Source organism: Paenibacillus sp. cl123 (genome assembly GCF_900101595.1).
Lineage (GTDB): Bacteria > Bacillota > Bacilli > Paenibacillales > NBRC-103111 > Paenibacillus_G.
In genome coordinates this window covers 426216-442574 of record NZ_FMYY01000001.1, presented here as the reverse complement: position 1 = coordinate 442574, position 16359 = coordinate 426216, and the positions used below count along the sequence as shown (strand labels likewise).

Annotated in this window: 11 protein-coding genes; 2 read left to right on the top strand and 9 right to left on the bottom strand. The window is 52.1% G+C overall.

The features are described from left to right. Positions 1-124: 124 nt before the first annotated feature. The 5 genes from BLR08_RS01935 to BLR08_RS01915 form a co-directional block, all read right to left on the bottom strand. Entirely contained in the window at positions 125-811 is a 687-nt protein-coding gene (locus tag BLR08_RS01935) for a hypothetical protein (RefSeq protein ID WP_256257374.1), read from the bottom strand. A gap of 673 nt (positions 812-1484) precedes the next feature. Beyond that, entirely contained in the window at positions 1485-3896 is a 2412-nt protein-coding gene (helD, locus tag BLR08_RS01930; RefSeq protein WP_072327896.1) for an RNA polymerase recycling motor HelD, read from the bottom strand. 417 nt (positions 3897-4313) lie between these two features. Then, positions 4314-5264 carry an ABC transporter substrate-binding protein gene (locus BLR08_RS01925; protein WP_176835391.1) on the bottom strand — a complete coding sequence of 317 codons (951 nt, stop codon included), beginning with the start codon at positions 5262-5264 and terminating at the stop codon, positions 4314-4316. Between the two features lie 121 nt (positions 5265-5385). Beyond that, positions 5386-6465 carry a helix-turn-helix domain-containing protein gene (locus BLR08_RS01920; protein WP_072327892.1) on the bottom strand — a complete coding sequence of 360 codons (1080 nt, stop codon included), beginning with the start codon at positions 6463-6465 and terminating at the stop codon, positions 5386-5388. 297 nt (positions 6466-6762) lie between these two features. Next, positions 6763-7389, bottom strand: a complete 627-nt coding sequence (locus tag BLR08_RS01915; protein ID WP_072327890.1) for a GyrI-like domain-containing protein — start codon at positions 7387-7389, stop codon at positions 6763-6765. A 218-nt stretch (positions 7390-7607) separates the two neighbouring features. Between BLR08_RS01915 and BLR08_RS01910 the strand changes: the two genes are divergently transcribed. Beyond that, positions 7608-9029 (top strand): PQQ-dependent sugar dehydrogenase, encoded by a 1422-nt coding sequence (locus BLR08_RS01910; protein WP_072328352.1) that lies wholly within the window; start codon positions 7608-7610, stop codon positions 9027-9029. 85 nt (positions 9030-9114) lie between these two features. Here the strand turns inward: BLR08_RS01910 and BLR08_RS01905 are convergent, their stop codons facing one another. The 3 genes from BLR08_RS01905 to BLR08_RS01895 are packed head-to-tail and all read right to left on the bottom strand — an operon-like array spanning position 9115 to position 14593. Further along, positions 9115-10695, bottom strand: a complete 1581-nt coding sequence (locus BLR08_RS01905; protein ID WP_072327889.1) for a SagB family peptide dehydrogenase — start codon at positions 10693-10695, stop codon at positions 9115-9117. A 23-nt stretch (positions 10696-10718) separates the two neighbouring features. Continuing rightward, positions 10719-12662 carry a TOMM precursor leader peptide-binding protein gene (locus tag BLR08_RS01900; protein WP_072327887.1) on the bottom strand — a complete coding sequence of 648 codons (1944 nt, stop codon included), beginning with the start codon at positions 12660-12662 and terminating at the stop codon, positions 10719-10721. Then, positions 12659-14593 carry a putative thiazole-containing bacteriocin maturation protein gene (locus BLR08_RS01895; protein WP_072327885.1) on the bottom strand — a complete coding sequence of 645 codons (1935 nt, stop codon included), beginning with the start codon at positions 14591-14593 and terminating at the stop codon, positions 12659-12661. The genes BLR08_RS01900 and BLR08_RS01895 overlap by 4 nt, the downstream gene beginning before the upstream one ends. A gap of 177 nt (positions 14594-14770) precedes the next feature. On the opposite strand from BLR08_RS01895, the gene BLR08_RS30945 reads away from it, so the two are divergent. Further along, positions 14771-15052: a hypothetical protein gene (locus tag BLR08_RS30945; RefSeq protein WP_176835390.1), complete on the top strand. Its 282-nt coding sequence runs from the start codon at positions 14771-14773 to the stop codon at positions 15050-15052. A gap of 35 nt (positions 15053-15087) precedes the next feature. On the opposite strand, the gene BLR08_RS01885 is transcribed toward BLR08_RS30945, so the two are convergent. Further along, positions 15088-16335: an MFS transporter gene (locus tag BLR08_RS01885; RefSeq protein ID WP_072327882.1), complete on the bottom strand. Its 1248-nt coding sequence runs from the start codon at positions 16333-16335 to the stop codon at positions 15088-15090. Positions 16336-16359: the final 24 nt, after the last annotated feature.

Genomic DNA, 16359 nt, shown 5'->3' with positions numbered 1-16359 from the left:
CCTGCTCCTGCTCCTGCTCCTGCTCCTGCTCCTGCTCCTGCTCCTGCTCCTGCTCCTTCTCCTTCTCCTTGCTCCTGCTCCTGTTTCTTCTTTTCTTCTTCCCGTGGAGCAGCACCTCCATTTTTCAAATCAAATCCGGACTTTGTGTGGGGCCCACATACTCATAGTAATAAATTTTGCCAGACGTACCGGATGGCACCGCCCGAAATCTCCCTTTGTCTACAAGCCTGCAACAATATTTGATGACGGTTTCCTTGTGAAGCTCAAGCTCTCTCGCAGCTTTCGCGGGACGCACAACACGATGATGGCGAATAGCCAAGCGCATCAATTCCCGTTCTGTTTTATCGTACGCATGAATAATCTGCCCGGTTAGCTCCGTCACCGCACCCAAATAGGGGGCAAGAATATGCCGAAGCATGTTCGAGATAAAGGAAGGATTATCTTTCAATTCATCCAATGGAATCGTGATAAAACAGCAGCCCTGCGACTGCAGAAACAATCCCCGATTCAGATCCATACGATATTTAGTCCGGTCCTTGCCATGCGACCCGTAGTCCATGATTTCAATTGCAAAAAGATGTCCGCCCAAAATCCACATGAAGTCAACAAAATAAGATCTTCCCCGCCAATCCCCAACCTCGTATTCCGGATGCAGCCCATTAAAATCCCCCATAAGAGGCCACCATATGTTTTCAACAAACAACCGATTTCCATACCCATGTCCTCTCTTCAGCGCATCCTTACGTTCGCCTTGACGCCTGGACAGATGTTTCTGAAACCATCTTTCATGCTCAGCCTCGAAGCCCATCATTAATCGCCCCCTATGTATGATGACAAACCTCAATTTTGCTTCCCGATCATAGCTCAGCTTGTGAATTCAGGATAGTGTGAATAAAAAAGCCCCAATATCCTCCCTATCAGAAGGATTATTGGGGCGTTCTTCGCCACTTGCGTCTATGATTTAAGATTATTTTACGCCTTCAAGAGGCGGCTTGGCAAGAGAAACATTCATGTCCATGAATTTATACGATTTTCCATACAATCATAATCTCCGAGTGCCACATTCACAGCTTTTTGTACGATTTTTCGCATACTCTATGCGCGATAACCTTCCATCTGAGCCCATTTGTACGATTTTCCGCATATCTTCGCTCCTTACCCTAGGGCTGCGCAATCGTTTGTATGATTTTTCGCACATGTGCACATGATATCTCGCCTGTTGCTCGCCCAAATATTTCCATTAAAGGCTGAAGCATGCCCGCCAAAATTCATCTGCCCGAGCCACCCTGCATGCTGCCGCCGCGTTCGGGCGGAAAGCGGGAAAAGCCGGCGAGGCGCGACCTGGATGAACCGGGCGTCCGGCGCACATCCAAGCCGCATCGAGGCCTACGCATTCGCATGGCCTGCCGACCACACCGGCCCATGCCGGTCCATCCCAGCTCATGCGAGCTCATGCCAGCCCCCGCTCCGCCTATAGGCGACGATCACCTTAGCTCGTATAAACTCGCAGGCAGTGCCTGCACGAACGGCGACCAATCGCCCGCCGTATACAGATGAAGCCGGTGCATGGCCCGCGTACACGCCGTGTAGAGAAGCTTGCGCTCGTTGTCCCGGCTGTGAGCTTCCGGCGAGGCGTTATAGATGAAGACGGCCTCGAACTCGATGCCTTTGGCGAGATACACGGGAATAATCATCACTCCCTTTTCAAAAACAAGGGTCTCCTTCGTAATCAGCTGCACCCCTTCAACGCCTTGGGCATGTAACGATTCATAGGCTTCCCTGCTTTCTGCAGCGGTCTTTGTAATTATAGCGATAGAAGTGAGACCTTCAGCTCTGAGCGAAGCGATGTCTTCCACGATTCGCGCATTACGCTTCTTCACGCCGCTCGCACTGATCAGAAGCGGCTTGTCGCCTCTTCGGTCGAATGGCTCGATCTCCTCCCCGCCCGGAAGCAGCGATTTCGTAAACTCCACGATCTCTCTGGTCGAACGATAGCTTCGCACGAGGCGGATGAGGCTTGTATCGGCTTCGCCAAACAACCTGATCAGCGGAGAGTCCGACGCTTCCAGATTGGTGGACTGCATGAAGATCGCTTGCCCGAAATCGCCGAGCACCGTCATCCGGGCACGCGGAAACAGCTTCTTTATATATTCATACTGAAACGCCGAATAATCCTGGCCTTCGTCGACGAAAACATGCCGGATTTCCGTGTTCGTCCGGACGCCTTCGACCAGTTCTTTCACAAACAAATAAGGCGTCGCGTCCTCGTAAAACAATTCGCTGCGACCCAACATCTCCTTGGTTTGCCTGCAGATTTCCGGCCAATACGATGGGACGGCGGCTTCATTTGTTTTCTCCCGATATGACGATTCGTCGCCGAATAATTGGCCGTAAATGCCTGTAATATCGATAAAGGCGAATTTCTTCACGATTCTCGTTAGCGGCTTGAAGCTCTTTTTCACAATGGATCGAAGGATCAGCTCCTCCTCCCGCAGGGCAAAGTCAACGTCGCCTTCATCTCCCCGTGGCTTGTTGCTCATTAACTCTTGAACCACAGCATAATGCTCCGAAAGGTCGAACAGCTCCCTCTCTTTGTGCAGCATATCGAAAAACTCTGCGTACTGATCGTTATCGAGATAATTCAACTCCTCCTGCACCCAGGAAGCTTCCCGTTCCTTGCGTTCGAGCGCGGCCAGTTCGTTCATGAGCCATTCCTGCAGAAGCACGACACGACTGAACAGCGGCAGGGAGCTGTCGAATTCGTACAGCTTCGCGCTCATACGCTCCGCCGTAATCAATACGCGATCCCGAAAACAGATGTCCTTGAACAACATACCTTCCCGCCCGAGCCACTGCCCGTAGTTTTGCAGAGCTTTCAGAAAAGCTTCGGAGGTTTTGTACGCGATCCCTTGAAGGCGAGCTTCATAGCCCGGCTCCCCCTGTGCTGTCAAGGTGTATTCGATCTGATCGAAGGAGTCCTCTGAACGCAAGGAGGAACCTAGCCAATACTCAAGATACTCCTGAAATATCGTCTGCTGCATATTTTCTTCGCCGAGCTCGGGAAGTACGGTGGAAATATAGCTGCCAAACATCGAATTCGGCGAGAAAAGCACAATTTGATCAGCCCTGATCGTCTGGCGGTGTTTGTAGAGCAAATACGCCACGCGCTGCAAAGCCGCGGAAGTTTTCCCGCTGCCTGCCGCCCCCTGAACAATAAGCATCCGGCTTTTGTCGTTGCGGATGATGGCGTTCTGCTCCTTCTGGATCGTTGCCACGATACTTTTCATCTGCGAATCCGCGTCCTTGCTGAGCACTTGCTGCAGCAATTCGTCCCCGATCGTTTCGCTCGCATCGAACATGGTGCGAATCTGTCCGTTCTGAATTTGAAATTGCCGTTTGAGCTTCATCGTCCCTTCGATCCGGCCTGTCGGAGTCAAGTAGGAGGCCGGGCCCGGCGGATAATCGTAGTATAAGCTCGCAATGGGGGAACGCCAGTCGTAGATCAGAAAATCCAGTCCGTCATTGTCTACGAAAGAAGCTACGCCGACATAGACCTTCTCGCTCGCGTTCAAGCCCTCCTCCTGAAAGTCAACGCGTCCGAAATAAGGCGATGGAAGCAGCCGCTTCATGCCGTTCCATTGCTGCACCATTCGCTGGTGGCTGCGCTCTCGTTCGGCCAGCATCGCCGACTGCTGCTGTACCGAGTAGAAAGTATCTTCAAAATCTTCGGTCGTGCTCGTATTGATCGACAAGTCTTCCCAAAACCGCTTGCGAATGTCCGCCGCCTGATCGCGCAGTCCGGCCACCTCCGGCTCCAGCTCCGCGATTCTCGCCTGCAGTTTGTTCCTGACCCATTCCAGCCGCTCCTGCTCCTGCCGCCAATCCTTTGTTTCCATACGGAACACACTCCTTTTTCCATTTCCCGGATAAGATAAGCTGCCGATCGGGGCCCTTACGAGGAAGATACCTGCGTGTTCTGACGCTAGCTTTTCTTGCGAGCAGAAAGTTCCCTCACGCCTTGCCGCTTGCGTGAAGTTAAACTTTTTTGCTCTAAAAAAAGAGCATTGACAAACCGAAGCTCCAGATGTACAATTAAGATAGGGATGAAATTGTAAACACCTGAAAATTCAATTTGTCAATAACGCTATTGATTATATCATGGCGTTTGTTTGCGTTCAATACTATTTTTTATAAATTCCGGTATCGCTAACCCCTGACCCCGACTCATGGAAACGAACCGCTAAACAAAAAGGTACAATTCCTCATTTAGGGAGGAACTGTACCTTTTTGCTGTATAGCAGCACACGCGTCCTTTACTTGGATTTGCCGGATGCTAACAAATCGGCGACTTCCTTCATCGTTTCTCGGATCGTGATGATATCGGAATTGTAATATTTGCCGGCCTCGAGCAAATATACTTGTCCATTTTTGACAGCGGGCAGCCCTTTCCACAAGGCCATTTGCTGAATTTCCTTGTACTGCTCCTCATCCTCCACGATCAGCAGCAGATGATCGCCCGCATACTCCGGAAGCAGCTCATGCGAGATGGCCACTGCATTTTTCCAGCGGTCCTTGTCGATCTCCGCCTGAACTTTAGCAACGGCTTTAGCTTGCAGAGCATTTCTCACGACATAACCGCCGAAGTTTGTACTCAGATAGACGCGCAAGTCCCCTTTGGCAATACGTAAAATGGAAACTGTCTCATCTCCGATGGCCTGCTTTATTTTCTCCCGCGCTCCAGTCCTGTCGGCTTCAAAACCTTTGATCCAGTCTTCCACTTGAGATTTTTTCCCGAGCGCATCGGCAACCTTGGGAAAAACATCATAAATCGGGTCCGTGAAATTCACATACACAACCGGAGCTATTTTTTCTATTTGATCCATAACTTCCCGGTATATTTTAGGGTATACCGAGCTGAACACCATCAGATCCGGTGAAATGGACACTATTTTCTCGACATTGGGCGGATCGCCTACAGACTCAATCCCTTCGAGCGATGCCTTGGTAAACGAATTAAGAAAGTCATTATTGCAAACGGCTGCCGGCTTAAGGCCAATCGTAAGCGCAATCGGCGAAAATTCACACAGCACCACGTTTTGCGGATTCGTCGGAATGTCTACATGCCTCCCCATATCATCTATAAATTCTCTTGTTGGCGCATCGCCGGAAGGTTTCCCCGTCGAAGTGCTGCACCCCGCAAGCGCAAACACAAGCGCCAGCATAAACGCCATATGCCAGCCTCTAACTCGGTATTTCACTTTCATAGCTCTCCATTCCCTCCGATTCATTGATAACGATTATCATAATCGATTATAGCATCAGCTTTTTTATGAGAGCCATACACGCTGACGACCGGGGATGGATTATTGTGCATTTATATGGCGATTATTCTTCGACGCAGCTTGCTCCAAGCAACTCTGCAGCTTCTTCCATCTGCGCCATAATGGAGAGCGGATCATAGGCTAGCCACCGGTGAACATCCACCCGATAAATATGGCCTTTGCGAACTGCCGGGAAGTCCAGCCAGACGGAAGACTTCTGAATGTCCATCCATAGCTGCTCCGTTTCTTCGTCAGGCTGTACAACAACGATGAGATGATCGGCATGATAAAAAGGCAGTTCTTCCAGGGAGATAACCGTCGAATGATAATTTCCGTTGATCTCAAATTGTTTGGCTAGCTTAGGAGGAGGCGTCAAGCCAAGCGATTTGTACACCCCATAGCCCATAATTTCATTTCCGTAAATCTGAATATAGGCGGTGCGAATGCGAAGAATCGCGATCGATTGTCCCCCCATCCTCGCCTCCAGCCTGCGGCGCAGCGCCGAAGACCTTTCTTCATACATGCGCAGCCAGTCCTCAACCTGCTTATCCAGCCCCAATGCGGCTCCTATTACTTTGAATTGACTGTACAAAGGGTCTTTTTTAGTATCCGCCTCTACAAGCAGCGCTTCGCTTTGTTCACGCTTCATCCAGGAGACAGGCACGCAAATAGCATCGGGCTGTAATCGCTCAACTGCAGCAAGGTCATAATAGGGAAAATCATCTATGCCGATGTCAACGGCATCTTCAGACCAGTCCGCGTGAAGCCCCTTCAGCCCAACCATCCCTGCGCTCACTCCAACAGGCCGGATGCCAAGCGCCCGCAAATGTCCATAATAGTCAACGGCGACCACACGCAATTGCGGCTGTCGCTTATATTCCGACGGAGCCATCCCCGTATGCAAGCTGAAGCGGCGGCTGAAATAATACGGATCTTCAAATCCAACCGCCCGCGCCACTTGCCTGACCGTCAGATCCCGGCGCCGCAACAGCAGCTTCGCCGCCTGGATACGCAGTTCCGTCAAATAATCGATCGGAGATTTCAGCTTGTATTGTTTAAACAACCGGGAATAATGCTCCGGTCTCAGCCCGGCCAGCTGGGCAAGCTTTTCTCTTGTCAGCCTTTCTCCGAAATTGGCTTCCATATAAGCTGCACTTCTCTCTATTCTATCCAAAATCGATCTTGGCGACCTCGTATTTGTCTCATCCTTGCTCATCTACGCAGGCCGCCCTCCGACAACCCATTTGTTTTTGCGCGAGCAGCTTCAGTTGACAAGAGCCGGCTCACAGCATCATCTACAGCCTCAATCATCATCGTTCCAATCCTCCTCAAAATGGCAGCAGCTCTTCGGTTTGCACAAAACCCGAAAGCCCGTCAGTTTCCTTGATCATAGTTGCCTCCTAATTGTTATTCACGAGGTCTGCCAATCGCCACCATTTTATCATACCGATTGCCGCACAAAAAATCTTAACACTGTTTTCAGCTTTTCCGGTACAGTCTTTCGAGGATTTGACAAATAAATCTCCCGATGAATTTTGCTGCTGCGGCTATACCCATTCTCCGCACAAAACGCTTCCATTCGAGCGAAGCTTGCCGGTTCATTCTCAAAGCTTCCGAGATGCATCATTTGGCAGCATGTCCCTTCCTCCACGTCCTCAAACCGGACCTTTTCGAGAAACGGATTAGGTTTTTTCTTTTTCGTTTGTTCGAGAAACCGCTCAAACCATGGGGCTGTCAAAAAATCCGGCTGGCGGATCATAATCGTATACTTCAAATTTGTTTTGTCTGTCGCAGGCTTGGTCAGGTCAAGCAAGTCCCACACGCCTTCAAGCGGAAAAACCGTATATTCGTAGTACCCTGGCGGCACATCGTCACTTTTGTAAGACATTCTTACGGCGTAACTCAAACTGTACAAAGCCTCTACCGCTGCGGCAAATTCCGCGCCGTTAGGGTCACCGGAACCACTGACCATAAAAAACGGCATCCTCGGCACTTCCACAATTTCCGGCGACGTTTTCGGTAAATAAAGAGGTTTAAAATCTTTCTTGTAATCGATCTTCTTGCTCATAATCTGATCTCCCCTTTGCATGGTCTTGATTTATTTTAACACCCCCAATATGACGACAGTATGTCATGTTCAAATATGCGTCAACTCCTCCAGCGTATGGAGAGCAAGAACCGGCCATTTGCTCGAAATCGGCACCGAGCCAAGTAAATAAAGAGGTTTAAGTCAAAACTCCCCGGCATACGTTAATAAAGATAATGGAAACCGGGAGGGACATGCAGTTGAAAAAAGTTAAAGTTCGTCTGCAGCCTATTGTCAGCAGGATAAATATGCCTACCGTTATAAAGACAACTATCTTTCCGGGGGATTCGATCGAAAGCATAATTGTTGCGACTCAGGTCGGCGAAATCTTTTACATCAGACACGGAGTTATTGGAACATTTGCCGATATTCGTTCACGGGTCTTAAAACTAGGCGGCTCCAGCGGCGGATACGACGAACGAGGACTGTTAGGTCTAGCCTTTCACCCCCAATTTTACTATAACGGGTTGTTCTACCTCCATTACTCCGCAGCCGGAACCCAGGGTCCCACAGCTTTTTCCGAAGCTTTTAAACCTAACCCGTGTGATCCCGGCACTTTAAACCTGAAGTGGACAAATAGGGAGAAACAATATGACCATATCGATACCGTCGAAGAATGGATTCTGCCAGCGAACGGTCAGCCTCATAGGCGTCGTACACTCCTCAATTTGAGAAGGCCCTTTTTAAATCATAATGGCGTCAACAGCTTAAACTTTTCACCTGAAACAGGAAAGCTGGTTTTGACGACGGGAGATGGCGGATCAGCCTATGACCCGTTTAATTTAAGCCAAAACATGATGGAGCTTGCAGGTAAAATCATTGAAATTGATGTAGGCATGAATACATCTGCAGATAATCCCTCCGTCGTTACGCGGTTTCATGAGCTGTCCGTGCCTATTCAGGAAACACTTACGGTCATCGCCAGAGGAGTACGAAATACAACGGGCATTTCCTATCAAAAGTTCACTAATCAATATGTGAAATACGTAGGAAATGTCGGTCAAGATCTGGTGGAATCCGTCTTTTCATTCGTTCATTATAAACCTATACCGGTTACTCAAGTTGTTCAAGCTTCCAAGACGGGGCTTGAGCTTGCCCAAGAAGAGCTTATTAACTTGGGCTGGCGAGGGTGGGAAGGCGCTTTGCCTACATCCGTGCCGAGAGAATGTTCGGCAAACTCGATGTTGAACAAGAATTACATGGCCTATTACGATGAGGCGCTGCAAACTTCAGTGCTGCGTCTGCAGCCTTTAACCAGTTATTATCATAAAGATCCCCGACCAGGCAAGTTCGGAGGAACGGCACTGACAGGCGTTCAGCCGTATAGCGGCAACGGAATCCCTGACTTAACGGGGAGCGTCGTGTTTACGGACCTTGCTCGGAAGCAAGCAAATTCGCCTGTTAGAGGAGTTTTGGCTTATACCAGGATCAAAACGGAGTGCAAACCAAATGATTATACTATAATTGAAACGGATTACGATTTCGGCTCTCAAGCCGCTTATTATGTTGGATTGGGAACTAACTTGAGTCAATCCCGGCTTTATTTGGGGGTTTACGGCTCTATGAAAGTGGCCGATTCTAACCTGGGCACTGTATTCGAGATTGTTCCATGGGTCCAATAAAACAGATTAAAAGCCCGGGCAGTTTCCTGCTCGGGCTCGCGAAATTTCTTTTGAACCGGAGAAGCATCGCCTGGCTGTACAAACGTTAGCCATGCAAGCTTCCCTTCAACCAGGCGCGCTGGCGGTACGGACCGATCGGAATTTGGATCAGACTCATTTTCCCGCGCAGCGTCAATTCGTAAATTTCGTCGCCTATCTGCGTATCGAACCCTAGAAGCGGATGCCCGCCCATCCCGAGCGCGGATGCCGCGAGCAGGATCCGCTGGACAAGAATCCCCGTTTCCATCTGTCTGATCCGATATCCCCGATACCCGAGCTGCGGCAGCAGATGATCCCGATCTCCCGCCACATGCAAGCAGATTGGCACTTGAAACAGATTGACATTATGCAGCGACATCCCATGCTGAAGCCATGCCCGGTGGTCTCCCGGACGTATTTGCTGCAGCAGATGCCCTGCGCTGTCATAACGGTAAGCGCCGTCCGGAATGCCCGCAACGCCGTACAAGCAGACATAAAGGGAAACGCGGGACACAAGCGTTTCATCCGCTCCGTCCAAATCGTTCCGATAGCGGAAGGAAGCCGCAGCCTCCTGCAGCAGGGCGGCCAGCTGCAGAAGGTTTACCTCCCGGTAAACGAAATCCATGTCCGGTGAACGGCGCTCCCGGCTGACTGCTGCCAAATCGTAGCATAGGCTTGTTACGTATGGCAAAGCGAACGCCCGCCCTCCATAACCGAGATCACTGCCTCCTCCGATCTCCCTAAACGAATGCGAAGCCTCCTGAAAGGACGCTTCATTCATTTTGACCAGCATCGGGTAATCCTTGATCCTCCTTGATCGGAGGTAAGCGCTGTGCCGGACCGCCGGCAGCATCCGGCACAATTCTTCGGCAGAGACATTCCCTTCCCTGTCGTTGCTTTGATCGGACCGTCTGACCGCAGGCTCCGCCGACAGCGGAATGACCGCATAAACACTTTCTTCCTGTTCAGATAACCCGAGCAGATGGTTAACAGCCCTGTCAAGAAACTGATAATGGACATCGGCTGTGAATCCGAACCGATTCGCCACTTCCAGCAGCTGCCCGGTCAGCACCCCGGCGTCCAGCCCCTGAAGGCGGTAGGAAAAGTTATTATACTTGTAAAAGTTTTTCCAAAATACGGTCGACACAAAAACAGTGCCGAAGCTGGCGGAAACATCATAACGGCCGCCAAGCGCCCTGGAAACGTACGGAGCGAAATTGCCTTCCCGCAGCAGCACCAAACGATGATGGGCCGCATCGTAATGATATACGCCTGCCGGCGCATCCCCCGTGTGCAAATAGACGTATATCTCGTTCGGATATAAGGCTCCGCCGGACGGAACGAACCGCCGGCACCACTGCATTGAGCCGGTTGTTTGCGCTGCGGAGCCCGGGGCGGGACTCGACTGGCACATTTGTGTAAACCCGTATACGTACCAAAGCATATGGCCGACGCTGCTTAGGCCCGGTTTCTCGGGCATTCTCCCTCTCTCGAGCGTCAGAGGCACTTCCGGAGAAAGCGGAACTGCCGGCAGTCCCCGGTACATTTTCACTTTAAGCGGCGCATCCTCCCAATCCACTTCCCAATCCGGCGGTCTGGCTCTATCCGTTTCATAATGCAGACTGTGCAAAAAGGCTTCCAGACTCATCTTGCTCCCTCCCGGCAGCGGCTTCACGGAAACGGATGCGGATGGGGATTGAGCTGCTGGGGCGTAAGTGTCGTTTCGCGATACCCAAGCTCCGCCGGCACTCGGAGCACCCGCTCCAGCCCTGTCAACCGTGTAAAGTGATAGCCAAACGTCATCGGCAGCAGTCCGGGAATGAGCACCTTGACACAGTACAGACCATTGCGCGCGATCTCCGGCGTGGTCTGATCCACAACAATCACATCAAGGTTTACCTTGCGCAAAGCCTGTATCAGATCAGTCAAATCATCGGTTAGATCGGCATGGCGCGCCTTCGGCCCGAACTCCTCCGCAAATGTTTTCAACGGACGGTTTTCATCCAGCAAAAAACGAAGGCGCTCTTCCGCTTGCGGCAATCCGTACAGCATCGAGTGATCTTCCATATGCCTGACCTGATATGGATCTTGGAGCATGCGTTCATATTCCGCGCGATTCGTCTCGAACTTCTCTTCGAATGAGAGCAGCATGCCGGCCAATTCGTGGATCGCGCTTTTCACCGCCCGCACCGGATCGGGATGGGCACCGGCCGCGCAGAGGAGATTGATTCCCCGCTTTTTATTGTTTTTGGCAATCGCCCATACGCTTGGAATACCATGCTCCATCGTAGAGTTGTACAGATGGACGTCGAATCCCGCAACCGCTTGAAGGCGGCCGATCATCAGATGCAATTCCGGATCGTTCACGGAATAAGGATCGAGGCGCGGCAGCGGCAGCTCCGCGTACCAAGTCATCAGGAACGAATCCCGCTCCACCGCTTCCAGCATGCCGTAAAAAATCGCTTCCTCCAGGCTTCCGCCCAGCGCGCAGCCATTGGAGGTTTCGAACACCAATCCTCGTCCGCAGCTCATGCTGTAATAGGAAAGCAGCTCCGGAACGAGAATCGGGCGCTCGCGCAAAAACGAGTATCCCCATACCCAATCCATCGGACGATCGGGATCGAACGGTTGAAAGGGAAAGCCTTCAAGCTCATAATGCTCCTTGGCATGCACCCCGACTTGCAGCGGGTTCATCGCATCTGCCTCCAGATTGCGGTAGCTGTCTCGGATTACCGTTCGTTTGCCGCGCGGAGACATGCCGCAATATCGCTCCAAGCTTTCCAAAATGGCCGTCAGCTCGCTATCGGCATAGGAATGGGAGCGGCCTGCCGTTGCTTCGTCTTGCCCGAACAAGGGCAAATTGACGCTCGCATCGGCGAAGGGTGAAATAAGATCGCGCATTTTCCCGTTCAGAAAGCCGGTCCGGCTATCCAGGTAATCTTTGGCCAGAAACGATTTCAGCTCCTCTATGGAACGGCAGCGGTAGCTGTCCGCACTGATCTTGGGGTTTGGCTGAAGCGCAATGCGGGCCGCTTCCTTGGAATCGTCAGGCAGCCGGCTGCAAACCGGACACATCGGGTCGGACAGGAAAAAATGGCGAGAACTGTTCAGCGTATTCATGTTGATTAATAAAATACGTCCCTCCAAAGAACCGGAGTTCCCGTGAATCACCTTCCTTGCTTCCACCGCCAGCAAATGGGCCACCTGCAAAAGTCCCGTGCGCGATGCCCACACGTCCCGCTTGTTTTCCCCTTGCAAGGCGAGCTGCTGCTGCAGCTCCCACATCTCCTTGCGGTCGCGTCCCGCCATGAGCCGTCTCGTATCGGCGCATTGGGAGCAGCCCTGCGCATCCGGGCGGACTAACGGTCCGACCACCCCTTCGCCCCAAGCAACGAAGCCGCGCAGCCAGGGCGCGCCAGCTTGCCGCAGCACCGTCTCGGCTTCGCGGTGAACCGCAGGATGCCAAGCATCATGCAGCACCAATGCCAGCTTTACCGCTTCCGGTATTCCGGCCTGAAAATCGGGTTGGCGAACGATCTCGCATTCGGAAAGCAGCTCGTTGCAAACCAGGTTCGAGAGCTGCCCGCTTCCGATTACCGCCACAATAGCGCTCATCGGGACTCCTCCTCCAGCCATACGCCATATACGCCGGCCAACTCCTCTTTCATGAACGGCTCGATGGACAAATCCAGGATGACGGGCCGTTTGCGGTTCTGTCTCAACACCTGCAGCGCGGCTTCCAACGCCTTCGAATGTTCCGCTTCTTCCTGCTTGGGAATCATGACGTGATGCGGTACATTTCCCTCCAGCTGTACGGACGCAACATCTGCACGATGAGGAGACGGGATGGCCGTTTCATACTGCACATCACGGAGAGCCTGCTGCAGCGCGTCCCGCAAAGCCAATGTCAGATTCAAGCCGGCGCTGCCAAACCAGCGGCCGCGGGAGCCTACCCACATGACAGGGAAACCGGATATTTCTTCTCCCAGCCCGATAACCGGAGCCCCCCGCAGCGCAGCCAGCGATTGCCAAAAATAACGGCAGCGTTCATCGTCGATCGAAATTCCCTCCACACGAGCGGCTGCATGCTTTCCGTTCGATTGGCGGCTCTCCAGCTCCTTGTTCAACCATTTTTGCAGCCCGCGGCAAACGCCCTCCGCGAACGATTCCCCCGCACCGACACCCATATTCTCTGCTGCCGGAAAGCTTGTCATCGAGATGCTGGCCAATCGCAGCGCGTACGTCTCCACTCCGGCCAGCCCCGCTTCCCGCCGCGCCTCCTGATGCGTCAGACCTGCGCAGACGATGTCCGGAAGCAGCCCGGCCGGTCCTTCCGACAACGGGTCGACCGCCTGAACGCGGCATAAGGAGAGTGGAAGCTGCTTGAGGTCGCCTTCATCCCAAACATGGAAAACACCGGTTACTTCCGAAGTCAACCGGCTGAAACAGGAGAATAATTCGGCGATGGAGCGGATGTTCCCCGAGCTTGGGCGGAGCCGCTGCTCGAAATCCCGCACCTCCTCGATCTCTGTGCCTTCTGTCACAAGCGGATGAGGGAGGAAGGGATGCCAATTCCCTTCCAATGTTTCAAGATCCAACAGGAACATTCTGCTATTCGTTTCCGATTCGGTTATCCCGGCGAACCGTTTCATACATTCGAATACAAGCACATTCGCAAGCATCGCTCCTGCCGTGGAGGAGAAAATATGTTGCTCCGGGTCCTTCTGCAGCGCAGTTTGATGGATGCGACGCCATGCCGATTCCCAATCCCCTTCATCCTCCCCATGTACAAGCGGACCCGCCAAACCCGCCTGCTGGCAGCATAGAGCAGGAAGCAGCATCTTGCCTGCTTCCTTGCATGCCGCATGCAGTACCCGAAGCTCCTCGACATTTCCTTCCTCGGATACATACAGAACCGCGTCGAATGGCTCGATAGCCTCCTGCCATCCGCTCATACCGCGCTTATACAGGACGACTTCTTCTAACGCCGCCTCCGGATCGGTGCGAGAAGCATGGGCTGCAAGCTCTGCGAGCCGCCTCCTGCTGGTCTGAGGCGTGGAAGTCGTAAGGAGGACGTGAAACCTGGGTAATCCGGATTCAAACAGCGCCGACGCCAATGCGCTCAAAAAAGCGCCCGAACCGACCGCAAGCACTTTGGTTTGACGATAGGTTTGGAAGCGGTAGGCGCCCGAGCCTGATACACTGTCCAAATATGCCAATTGAGCAGCATAGTTTTGAAGTATAGCAGCCGGCAATTGATGAGGCCGATCCTGGCTCACATCGCGTACGAAACCGTTCTGGTACAACCGGTCCGCAATTTCATACACCCGGTCCCGGTATGCCTCCGTCAGGCCGTCTGTCAATTCTTCCAGCGAATATTCGCCGTTGAACATCGGCAGCAATTTTTCGATCCATTGATAAATCGTCTTGCCCTCCAGGCGAAATGACACCCGATTGTTCCGGAAATAGACGCCGCCGTCAGAATTCGGGAGAAAAAAGGTGTCGTCATTTATTTTCAAACGCATGGAAGACTTCACACTCGCCATTCCGCACCACCTCGCTACCTAATCTCCAATATGCGTCATTCCGTTTCTGTCATTTTATGTAACGCAATTTGTCCTTCATGCCTGATTTGAAAAAAGAAAGAGCCCCTGCAAGCCGGAGCTTGTGCAGAGACCCTGCCTTTCAGTCAACGTCGGCTATTAGCGGCAGCGTGCGCAGCTATGGCAATTCACGCAATTGTGGCAGCGGAAGCAGCTGCAGCTACAACTACAGCTACAACTACAACTGCAGCTGCAACTGCAACTGCAACTGCAATTGCAGTTAAAACATTGAACAAAACAAACGCCAACGCAAAATCCGACACACAGGCGGGAAGGATCGGCATTTTGCTGATACTGCGCGTTAAAGGGCGTCGTCTGGCCCGCCTGCATGTCGGAAAACTCCAGGTTTTGGAGCTGATTTCTGAAGTCGTTCATCTTCATTCCTCCGTTAAGGTTTTTTGATACCTCAGCGTATGTGGAATGCTCCGCTCTTGTTACTAATTAAAATGCCTAGTGCCCTTCACTCTGTTTTGCAGAAGCTTCGGCGTGCCGGGTTTAGATTGTTTTTCAGTAAGAAAGAAAATAAAAGCTAAAAGCGGCATAACGGCTCCGACCAGAGCTGTGAAGCTCCAGCCGCCTTGGTCGTATGACCAGCCGCCCAGAGAGGAACCAATTGCTCCGCCGATGAAGAAAATGGACATAAACAGCCCATTCAGACGGCCTCTTGCCTCGCTCCCCAAGGAGTAAATCGCTCTTTGCCCCAGCACAAGATTTCCCGATACGGACATATCCAGCAGAATGGCAGCAAGAACGAGCAAAGCGAGAGCTACTGTAGAATTGTCTTGGTAAACATAGGTGAGCAGCAAGGACAAGGCAGCAATCATCATGGCCAGTCCGGTCAAAAATCCGGTCCAGCCTTTATCCGCCAGTCTTCCGGCAATCGGCGCGGCTACCGCTCCTCCCACGCCTGCCAATGCAAACAAAGCGATGCCTTGCTGCGACATTCCGAAATCATCGGCCAGCCGCAAAGGAACCACAGTCCAGAAGAGGCTGAAAGCCCCAAATAAACTGGCTTGATAAAGGGCCCTGCGGCGCAGTACAGGCGATTGTTTCAAAAGGGCGCCCAAAGAGACCATTAATTTATTGTAGGTCAGCGTAGGCGAAGGCTTGCGTTCCGGGAGAATACGAGACAACAGAACCGTCAATAAAATAATAACAGCCGCCGACAAAACAAATATGGCTCGCCAGCCCCATAAGCTGGTGATCAAGCTTGCCACCGGCCGGGCAAACATAATACCGAGCAAAAGTCCGCTCATCACGTTTCCAACTACGCGGCCTCGCTGCTCTTCGGATGACAGATAGGCAGCATAGGGAACCAGTATTTGAGCCGCTACGGACCCCAGTCCAATAAACAGAGACGCGGTCAGGAACAACGGCGTATTGGGAGCGAATGCCGCTGTAAGCAATGCTCCTGCAACCACCATTAGCGATACGGCCGCCAGGCGGCGATTTTCAATGATGTCACTGAGCGGTACGATAAACAACAGGCCTGCAACATAACCGACTTGAGTTAAAGTGACAATTAGTCCTGCTGCTGCGGAGGAAAGACCCATAGCGGCGCTGATCGGCCCTAATAAGGGCTGTGCATAATAAAGATTGGCAACGATCAGTCCGCAGGCGGACGCTAGCAGAAACATAATCCAGCTTGAAACGGGTTTATCGGGGGCGGCTTGTTTCGGTTTCATTGTAATCCTCCTCATTTAAAATAA

Coding starts and splice junctions, on each gene's coding strand:
- BLR08_RS01915 (WP_072327890.1), bottom strand. CDS start 7,389: ATGAGCAAGAAGATCGATTACAAGAAAGATTTTAAACCTCTTTATTTA.
- helD (WP_072327896.1), bottom strand. CDS start 3,896: ATGGAAACAAAGGATTGGCGGCAGGAGCAGGAGCGGCTGGAATGGGTC.
- BLR08_RS30945 (WP_176835390.1), top strand. CDS start 14,771: ATGGCAATTCACGCAATTGTGGCAGCGGAAGCAGCTGCAGCTACAACT.
- BLR08_RS01900 (WP_072327887.1), bottom strand. CDS start 12,662: ATGAGCGCTATTGTGGCGGTAATCGGAAGCGGGCAGCTCTCGAACCTG.
- BLR08_RS01920 (WP_072327892.1), bottom strand. CDS start 6,465: ATGGAAGCCAATTTCGGAGAAAGGCTGACAAGAGAAAAGCTTGCCCAG.
- BLR08_RS01895 (WP_072327885.1), bottom strand. CDS start 14,593: ATGGCGAGTGTGAAGTCTTCCATGCGTTTGAAAATAAATGACGACACC.
- BLR08_RS01885 (WP_072327882.1), bottom strand. CDS start 16,335: ATGAAACCGAAACAAGCCGCCCCCGATAAACCCGTTTCAAGCTGGATT.
- BLR08_RS01905 (WP_072327889.1), bottom strand. CDS start 10,695: ATGAGTCTGGAAGCCTTTTTGCACAGTCTGCATTATGAAACGGATAGA.
- BLR08_RS01935 (WP_256257374.1), bottom strand. CDS start 811: ATGATGGGCTTCGAGGCTGAGCATGAAAGATGGTTTCAGAAACATCTG.
- BLR08_RS01925 (WP_176835391.1), bottom strand. CDS start 5,264: ATGAAAGTGAAATACCGAGTTAGAGGCTGGCATATGGCGTTTATGCTG.